The organism is Massilia genomosp. 1, from assembly GCF_011682185.1.
Taxonomy (GTDB): Bacteria; Pseudomonadota; Gammaproteobacteria; order Burkholderiales; family Burkholderiaceae_D; genus Telluria_A; species Telluria_A rubra.
The window spans coordinates 36,144-44,640 of sequence record NZ_WHJF01000056.1; the positions used below are offsets into that span (position 1 = coordinate 36,144).

Annotated in this window: 8 protein-coding genes; 7 read left to right on the forward strand and 1 reads right to left on the reverse strand. The window is 68.4% G+C overall.

Features of this window, described 5'->3' with window-relative positions; genetic code table 11:
• Positions 1-5: 5 nt before the first annotated feature.
• Positions 6-908: a LysR substrate-binding domain-containing protein gene (locus tag F1735_RS20025; RefSeq protein WP_167238580.1), complete on the reverse strand. Its 903-nt coding sequence runs from the start codon at positions 906-908 to the stop codon at positions 6-8.
• 104 nt (positions 909-1,012) lie between these two features.
• Between F1735_RS20025 and F1735_RS20030 the strand changes: the two genes are divergently transcribed.
• The 7 genes from F1735_RS20030 to F1735_RS20060 all read left to right on the forward strand — a co-directional run bounded on the left by F1735_RS20030 (position 1,013) and on the right by F1735_RS20060 (position 8,360).
• Positions 1,013-1,942, forward strand: coding sequence for an NAD-dependent epimerase/dehydratase family protein (locus F1735_RS20030; protein WP_167238581.1), 930 nt, complete (start codon positions 1,013-1,015; stop codon positions 1,940-1,942).
• 70 nt (positions 1,943-2,012) lie between these two features.
• Positions 2,013-2,549 (forward strand): sigma-70 family RNA polymerase sigma factor, encoded by a 537-nt coding sequence (locus F1735_RS20035; RefSeq protein WP_167238582.1) that lies wholly within the window; start codon positions 2,013-2,015, stop codon positions 2,547-2,549.
• Entirely contained in the window at positions 2,546-3,574 is a 1,029-nt protein-coding gene (locus F1735_RS20040; protein WP_167238583.1) for a FecR family protein, read from the forward strand. Before F1735_RS20035 ends, F1735_RS20040 begins: the two co-directional genes overlap by 4 nt.
• 77 nt (positions 3,575-3,651) lie before the next feature.
• Positions 3,652-6,108, forward strand: coding sequence for a TonB-dependent siderophore receptor (locus F1735_RS20045; protein WP_167238584.1), 2,457 nt, complete (start codon positions 3,652-3,654; stop codon positions 6,106-6,108).
• A 16-nt stretch (positions 6,109-6,124) separates the two neighbouring features.
• Positions 6,125-6,412: a hypothetical protein gene (locus tag F1735_RS20050; RefSeq protein WP_167238585.1), complete on the forward strand. Its 288-nt coding sequence runs from the start codon at positions 6,125-6,127 to the stop codon at positions 6,410-6,412.
• Positions 6,409-8,016: a PepSY-associated TM helix domain-containing protein gene (locus F1735_RS20055; protein ID WP_229505870.1), complete on the forward strand. Its 1,608-nt coding sequence runs from the start codon at positions 6,409-6,411 to the stop codon at positions 8,014-8,016. Before F1735_RS20050 ends, F1735_RS20055 begins: the two co-directional genes overlap by 4 nt.
• On the forward strand, positions 8,013-8,360 hold the full coding sequence (locus F1735_RS20060; protein WP_167238586.1) for a DUF3325 domain-containing protein: 348 nt from the start codon (positions 8,013-8,015) through the stop codon (positions 8,358-8,360). The genes F1735_RS20055 and F1735_RS20060 overlap by 4 nt, the downstream gene beginning before the upstream one ends.
• Positions 8,361-8,497 lie beyond the last annotated feature (137 nt).

Sequence of the window (8,497 nt, forward strand, 5' to 3'; positions counted from 1 at the left end):
GTCGTTTACATGCCCTGGTCCAGGGCGCGCTGCATCTCGTTCATCTCGGCCACCAGCCAGGCGCGGAAACGCTGCACCTTGGGCATGTTCTCCTTGCTGCGGTTGACCATGAAGCGGTAGCCGCTGCCGAACGGCGCGCTGCGGCAGCTGATCTGCTTGAGCGAGCCTTTCAGGATATCCTGGAACGCGATCCCGTACGCCACCAGCGCAATGCCCTGCCCCGCCACCGCCGCCTGCGCCAGCACGCCCCAGTGGCTGTAGCCGCGCGAGAAATCGTATTTCCCCTTCAAGGCCTTGTTTTCATTGAGCAGCTGCAGCCACGACTCGGTCGAATTTTCGTACAGGAGCGGAAAACTGGGCAGGTCGGCCAGGGTCAGTTCGGCCTGGCCGGGCGCGAGCAGCTCGGGACTGTAGACGGCGATCAGGCGCTCGCGGAACAGCAGCGCCGGATCGCCATCGCTGACCGGGCCGTAGCGCACTGCCACGTCGCTGCTGTCGTCTTCCAGGTCGACCGGCGCATCGTTCGAATCGAGCCGGATATCGAGTTCGGGATACAGCTTGGTAAACCGGTGCATGCGCGGCACCAGCCACTTGATGGCGAACGAATGGGTGGTCGAGATGCGCAGCACCGACTCCTCGTCGCCGCCCTGCAGCGCGCCCACCTTGGCGCGCAGTTCGGCCAGCATGCGCCCCACCACCACCGCCAGTTCCTGTCCTTTGGCGGTCAGGGTCACATGGCGCGCATGGCGGATGAACAGGGCAAAGCCCAGGTTTTCTTCGAGCTGCTTGACCTGCTGGCTGATCGCCGCCGGGGTCTTGTGCAGTTCCTGGGCCGCCAGCTTGAAACTGCCCCAGCGCGCCGCGCAGTCGAAGTCGACCAGGCCGGAGAGCGTGCGAAGCGGCTTCATGCATATCCCATGCATAAGTTTTTCTTGCTCATCGGTTCAATTTTTCTCGGTTGTTGAATCGCCATACTAAGCAGAAAATATACTGAGATCAACAAGGGAATGCAATGCGCAAGAATATATTGGTGATAGGCGGTACCCGCTATTTCGGCAAGCTGCTGGTGCAGCGCTTGCTCAACGCGGGACACCAGGTAACGATCGCCACGCGCGGGCACACCCCGGACCCGTTCGGCGCGCGCATCGCCCGCATCAAGGTCGACCGCCGCAACGAGCACGCCATGCGCGCCGCCTTCGCCGCCAGCCCCGGCTACGACATCGTGTACGACCAGATGTGCTACAGCCCGGTGGACGCGGCGATCGCCGTCAAGGTCTTCGCCGGCAAGGTCAAACGCTATATCGTCGCCTCCACCATCGATGTCTACCGCGAGCTGCTCGGCCAGCAGGCGGCGCCGTTCGCGGAGAGCGATATCAATATGCTGGCGCAGCCGATCAACACCCGCTATCCGTGGCACGACCCGACGCTGGCCACCGAAAGCTATGTGGCCGGCAAGCTGCAGGCCGAAGCGTATCTGTACCGCGACGGCTCGCTGCCGCTGGTCACGGTGCGCATCGGCCACGTGCTGGCCGGCGCCGAAGACTTCACCGGGCGCCTGGCCCATTACGTCGACCTGGTGCGCCAGCACGCGCCGCTGCGCTACGCCAACGCGGCCGCCGCCAGTTCCTTCATGAGCGCCCAGGGCACCAGCAACTTCTTGCTGTGGGCCGGCGCCCAGGAGTTTGTCGGCCCGGTCAATGCGGCCTGCGACGGCGGCCTGTCCGCCTTCGACCTGGTCCAGCGCATCGGCATGCTGCTCGAGGTGCCGGTGCGCGCCCTGCCGGCCAGGCCGGACGTGGCGGCCGGTGAACTCAGTCCCTTCGACTACCCGGCGCCCTTCCTGATGAACACCGCGCGCGCCGCCCAACTGGGCTACCGCTTCGGCCACAGCGACGACTGGCTCGACCACCTGATCCTGCAGCACGACCTGGCCTTCGTCTGACGCCGGTTGCGCTTCGGCGGCCCGCCCGCCTATAATGCGAATAATTCTTATTCTCTTTTAGGTGATGGTCATGTCGGCGGCCGAGTCAATTCCGCAACAGCACGCTCATGCGGTGCATGCACTGTATGGCGCGCACCATCGCTGGCTGTTCGGCTGGCTGCGCAACAAACTGGGCTGCGCCCACAATGCGGCCGACGTGGCGCACGACACCTTCTTGCGCATCATCGCCTCGCGCGACGCCCTGCTCGGGGTCGAACAGCCGCGCGCCTGGCTGGCCACCACCGCCAAGCGCCTGATCGTCGACCGCGCGCGCCGCCAGGCGCTGGAGCAGGCCTACCTGGCCGAATTGGCCTTGCTGGCCGAGGTCCTGCCCTGTGATCCCTCGCCCGACGAGACCTTGATGGCCTTGCAGGCGCTCGACCAGATCGGCGCCGCCCTGCAAGCGCTGTCCGCCAAAGCGCGCGAAGCGTTCTTGCTGCACTACCTCGACCAGCAGCCGCACGCCGCCATCGCCGCGCGGCTCGGCGTATCGACCCGGATGGTGCGCAAATACCTGGTGCAGGCACTGCTGGCCTGCCGCGCGCATTGCCCGGGCATGGGCGCATGAAGCGCGCCGACCCGCGCGCCGACCCGCTCGCCGCCCAAGCGGCCGCCTGGATCGTCCGCCTCACCGGCGACGACGCCGCCGAGCGCGCCCGCGCGCACGCCGGCTTTGCCGCCTGGAAGGCGGCCGACCCACGCCACGCCGCCGCCGCCGCCGGCATGGAACGCCTGCTCGGCCAGGTCGATGCCTTGCGCGGACACGCCGGCGGCAGCACCCGGCCGGCCCGCGCCGCCCTGGCAACGATGCCGGCCAGGCGTGCGCGCGCAAAACGCGCCGGCGCCGCCGTGGCGCTGGCCCTGGCCGCGCTGGCCCTGCCGGCCTGGCTGAGCCTGCACGCCTGGCCGCCCGCGTATCTGCTGGCCGACGTGCGCGCGGGCGCCGGCCAGTGGCACAGCCGGACCTTGCCGGACGGCAGCCGCATCACCCTGCATGGCGCCAGCGCCGTCAATCTGCACTTCGACGAACGCCGCCGCACGCTCGAACTGGTCAGGGGAGACATTCTGGTCGAGGTCGCCAAGGACCCCGGCCGCCCCTTCGTGGTCGACACGCCGCAAGGCAGCATCCGCGCGCTCGGCACCCGCTTCACGGTCGCGCGCGGCGAGCAGGCCACCGTATTGAGCATGCTCGAGTCGCGCGTGGCGGTGCGCAGCGCCGCCGGCACGCAGGCCAAGGCCGAGGCCGAGGTCAAGGCCGAGGTCATCGTCGGCGCCGGCCAGCGGGTCGCCATCGACGCGGCCGGGGTCCACGCTCCCGAGCCGATCGATCCCGCCGCCATCGACGACGCCTGGCGCCTGCACCAGCTGGTGGTCAGCGACCGGCCGCTGGGCGAAGTGCTGGAGCAACTGAACCGGCACCGGCGCGGGCAGATCCGCTACGACCCGGCCCGGCTCAATGGCGTGCGCGTGTCCGCCGTGCTGCCGCTGGACGACACCGACCGCGCGCTGCGACTGCTGCAGGCGAGCTTTCCGCAACTGCGGGTGTACACGCTCACCCCCTGGCTGGTGCTGGTCGATACAAAAACAGACTAACTGTTTTCGCCAGGCGGTTCCGCTTGGGGGGTTTCATTCGTCATGTCAATGAAACCCACCTACAAGGAAGCATCGACATGTCCACCAGCACCTCTTCGCGCAGCCTGCGCGCCTCCGCCCTCGCCGTCCAGCTCGTCTGCGGCGCCCTGCTCAGCGCCGGCCCGGCCCTGCACGCCCAGGCCCAGGTCCAGGAACGCCAGTACACGATTGCCGCCGGTCCGCTGGCCGACGCCCTGAACCGCTACGCCCAGCTGGCCGGCGCCGCCATCGTGCTCGACGCCGAAAAGGTCCGGGGCTTGCGCAGCGAAGGCCTGGCCGGCAGCCACGGCGTCGAACAAGGGTTTGCGATCCTGCTGCGCGGCACTGGCTACGCGCTCGGCAAGTCGGCCGCCGGCTATGTGCTGGTGCCGGCCCCGGCTGCTTCCGCACCCCCTCCGGCACCGGCCGGCGCGGCCCAGACCATGGACGAAATCAAGGTCAGCGCGCGCGCCACGCCCGGCCCGACCACCGAAGGCAGCAACTCCTACACCAGCAACCGGGTCACCCTGGGCAAGGGCGAACTGGCGCTCAAGGACATGCCGCAGTCGGTCAGTGTCTTGACGCGCGAACAGATGGACGACCAGGGCCTGACCGACCTGATGGACGCGGCCAACAGCGTCACCGGCGTGGTCGGCGTCAAGGGCGTGGGGCAAGGAATGGTGATCAACGCGCGCGGCTTCCAGATCGATTCCTGGCAATACGACGGCGTGCCGATCCCGCGCAACACTTACGTGCTGGGCAACTGGGGCACCGAGGGCCTGGCCTACTTCGACCGCATCGAAGTGCTGCGCGGCGCGGCCGGCTTGCTGCAAGGCACCGGCAGCCCGGGCGGGGCGGTCAACCTGGTGCGCAAGCGCGGCCAGGCCGAGCGCACCGTCGCGCTGAGCGCCAAAGCCGGTTCCTGGAACCACGCCGGCGCCCAACTCGACGCCGGCGGGCCCCTGAACGAGGCCGGCACCCTGCGCGCCCGCGTGGTGGCCGACCTCGACCGCGCCGATTCCTTTATCGACTACGTGTGGGAACGCAATCGCGCCCTGTACGCCGCGCTCGACTACGACATCAGCGCCGACACCACGCTCGGCCTGGCCGTCAGCCAGACCGACAAGCGTTCGCGCCCGATGGTGCGCGGCCTGCCGCGCTATCCGGACGGGACCGACATCGGCCTGGCGCGCTCCACCTTCGTCGGGGCCGGCTGGAACCGAGCCGAGATCGGGCAAACCACCGTCTACGCCGACCTCAGCCACCGCTTCAACGCCAACTGGCGGGTCAAGGCCGCCGCCGTCCACATGGATGAAAGCAACAGCTCGGTCCACCAGCGCATGCACGGCGCTGTGGCCACCGATGGCAGCGGCTTGACCTATGCCGATTGGGCTACCGATTTCAACTCGGCCAAGCTGGGCGCGGACGTTTACCTCAACGGGGCCTTCGACGCGGCCGGCATGCGCCACGACGTCATGCTGGGCGCCAATTACTCCAAATACACATCGAATGACCGCTACGCGCGCACCTTCAATCCGGGCGGCAACATCTTCAAGATCGACCATGACCGCGCCTGGGTCGACTTCGACATCCTGCAGGCGCGCAACAACGGCGGCACCTACGCCAGCTACGACGTGCGCCAGAAAGGCGTGTACGGCAGCTGGCGCGCCAGGGTGGGCGAGGCGCTCACCGTCATCGGCGGCGTGCGCGTGAGCTGGTACGATGAACTCTACGCCGTGCGGCGCGACAATGAGCGCAACACGGTGACGGCCTCCGGCAAAGTCACGCCCTACGCCGGCCTGGTCTACGCGCTCGACAAGCAATGGTCGGCCTACGCCAGCTACACGGATGTGTTCGAAACGCAGTCCGCGCGCAGCGTCAGCGGCCAGATGCTGGAACCGATTATCGGCAGCAATGTCGAACTCGGCGTCAAGGGCGAGCTGATGGACGGCCGGGTCAACACCTCGCTGGCCGTGTTCCGCTACGACCACAAGAACCGCGCCGTGGCCGATTACGCCGCCGGTTTCGCCTGCGACGGCTGGTATTGCTCCAAGGCCAGCGGCAAGGTGCGCAGCCAGGGCGTGGAAGCGGAGGCCAGCGGAGAAGTCTTGCCCGGCTTGCAACTGGCGGCCGGCTACACCTGGAACCCGACCAAATTGCTCGAAGACGCCGATAACAAGGGCAAGATTTTCAGCCAGTGGACGCCCAAGCACATGCTGCGCGCATGGAGCCGCTACCAGTTGGCGGGCGACTGGAACAAGCTCAGCGTCGGCGCGGGTTTCAGCGCCCAGAGCAATTCGATCGGCTACGAGCGCACCTTCAAGGTACCCGGCTACACCGTATGGAACGCGCGCCTGGCTTACCAGCTGAACCCGCAGCTTGCGCTGGCCTTGAATGTCAACAACCTGTTCGACAAGCGCTACTACATTCCCGCCTTCAACCAGGCCGATGGCAACAATGACTATGGCAGCCCGCGCAGCGTCATGTTCAGCATCAAGTACACCCCCGCACTGTAAACATGATACTGAAAACATGATACTGAGTCCCAAGCAGCAAATGTGGTCCCGCCTGCTCGCCGCCGTGGCGGGCGGCTACGCCTTCGCCGCCGCGCTGGCCGTGTTCCTCGGCGCGGTCTTGCCGATGGCGCGCGCCGAGGCGGTGCTGATGGGCGGCTTCGTCAGTTTCGCCGGCTACACGGCGGCCATCGTCTGGGCCTTCGCACCGCTGCCGCTGGGCCGCGTATGCGCGGTCCTGGCGCTGGCCACCGCCCTCCTCGGCGGCGCCGGCTTGCTGCTCGCGCGCAGCGGCGGTGGCGCATGAAGGCCGGCTGGCGCCAGGCGATGGCCTGGCTGCATACCTGGTGCGGCCTGTGGTTTTCATGGCTGCTGTACGCCATCTTCCTGACCGGCACCCTGGCCGTGTTCGACGAGGCGATCACGCACTGGATGTCGCCCGAACACGCGCTGGCCGAACATGCGGCGGCGCCGTCCGCGCCGGTGGCCGCGGCCGAGCGCGGGCCGCGCCTGGCGCTGGGCGCGTCCTTCATGGCGCGCGCCCATCCGCGCGCCGACATGTGGGAAATCTGGCCCATCAACCGCAACGACAACAATGCGCTGGTGGCCTACTGGTTCGACCCGCAGGGCGGTTACGCCGAGGCCCGGCTCGACCCGGCCAGCGGCGCCCAACTGGCCCCGGGTGCGGCCGAGCAGCCGGTGCGCCCCACCCTGGGCGGCCACCATTTCGTCGATTTCCATTACGAACTACACGCCGGCAAGGCCGGCTTGTGGATCACGGCCGTGGCCGCCATGGCGATGCTGGTGGCGCTGGTGTCGGGCGTGGTCACGCACAAGCGCATCTTCAAGGATTTTTTCACCTTCCGCCCGGCCAAGGGCCAGCGCAGCTGGCTCGACGCCCACAACGCGGTGGCGGTGCTGACCTTGCCGTTCCTGTTCATGATCGCCTACACCGGCCTGGCCATTTCCAGCACCACCTTGATGCCGGCGCCGCTGCTGGCCCATTACGGCCCGGGCAGGGACAAGCTCAAGCAGTTCCTCGCCGACCTGGGCGGGCCGGCGCGGCTGGCGCGCCACGGCCAGGCGCTGGCCGTGCCCGACCTGGAACACTACGCCGCGCGCGCCGAGGCCATCTTCAGGCAACCGGTGCGCTGCATCGTCATCGACAACCCCGGCGACAGCAGCATGCGCATCGGCGTCTACGGCTGGGACAACGACGCCGACAGCCTGCGCCGCATCGCCAACACGAGCGGCATGGTCACCTTTTCGGCCGCCAGCGGCAAGGTGCTGGCCGTGCGCCAGGGCGGCCAGGTCGATGGCGGCGCCGCCTCGCTGACGCGCCTGGTGATGGGCAGCCTGCACATGGCCAGCTTCGGCGGCGTGACCGTGCGCTGGCTGTACTTTATGTGCGGCCTGGCCGGCAGCGCGATGATGGCGACCGGCGCCATCCTGTTCATGGTCAAGCGCCGCACCAGGCATGGCGCCGAATTCGGCGCGGCCACGGCCCGCGCGTACCGGCTGATCGAGGGCATGAACGTGGCCGCCATCGCCGGGCTGGCGATCGCCTGCGTCGGCTTCCTGTGGGCCAACCGCCTGCTGCCGCTGGCGCTCGAGCAGCGCGCCGGCTGGGAACTGCGGGTGTTCTTCGGCCTCTGGCTGGCGGCGCTGGCGCACGCCCTGCTGCGCGCGCCGGCCCGGGCCTGGCGCGAACAACTGGGGACCCTGGCGCTGGCCTGCCTGCTGCTGCCGCTGCTGAACTGGGCCAGCACCGGCGACCATCTGCTGGCGCAAATCGGCGTGCGCGGCGACTGGGAAAGCGCCGGCGTCGAACTGGCCGCGCTGCTGGCCGGCGCCCTGGCGGCATGGGCCGCGCTGCGGGTGCGCGCGCCCGGGCGACGCGAGAAGCCATGAGCGGCGTTCAGACAGCGAGCCTGCTGGCACCGGGGCTGGCGTATGCCGGCATGGCCTTCCTGTGCCTGGCGATGGAGCGCCACCATGTGCAGGCGTGGCGGCGCGCACCCTCGCCCCGGCTGCGCCTTGGCTTGCGCGGCGCAGGAGCGATCCTGCTGGCGCTGGCGCTGCTGCCGTGCGTAGCGACCTGGGGCAGCACTGTCGGCACGGTGCTCTGGCTCGGCTTCCTGTCGGCCGGCGCGCTGCCGCTGGTGTTCCTGCTGCCGTACGCGCCGCGCGCCACCGCGTACACGGCGCTGCTGGCGGCGCCCGCAGCGCTGGCCGCGCTGGCGGTGTTTCTCTGAAAACGGGGCGCTAACCTGAATTTTGCACAAAAAAGGGCAAGAATGCCGTAAGTGATTGATAGAATGGGAGTTATCTAAAAACCTACCCTATCAGCACGAACACACCTTGCCCGACATGAATTCTACCCCAGAGCAGC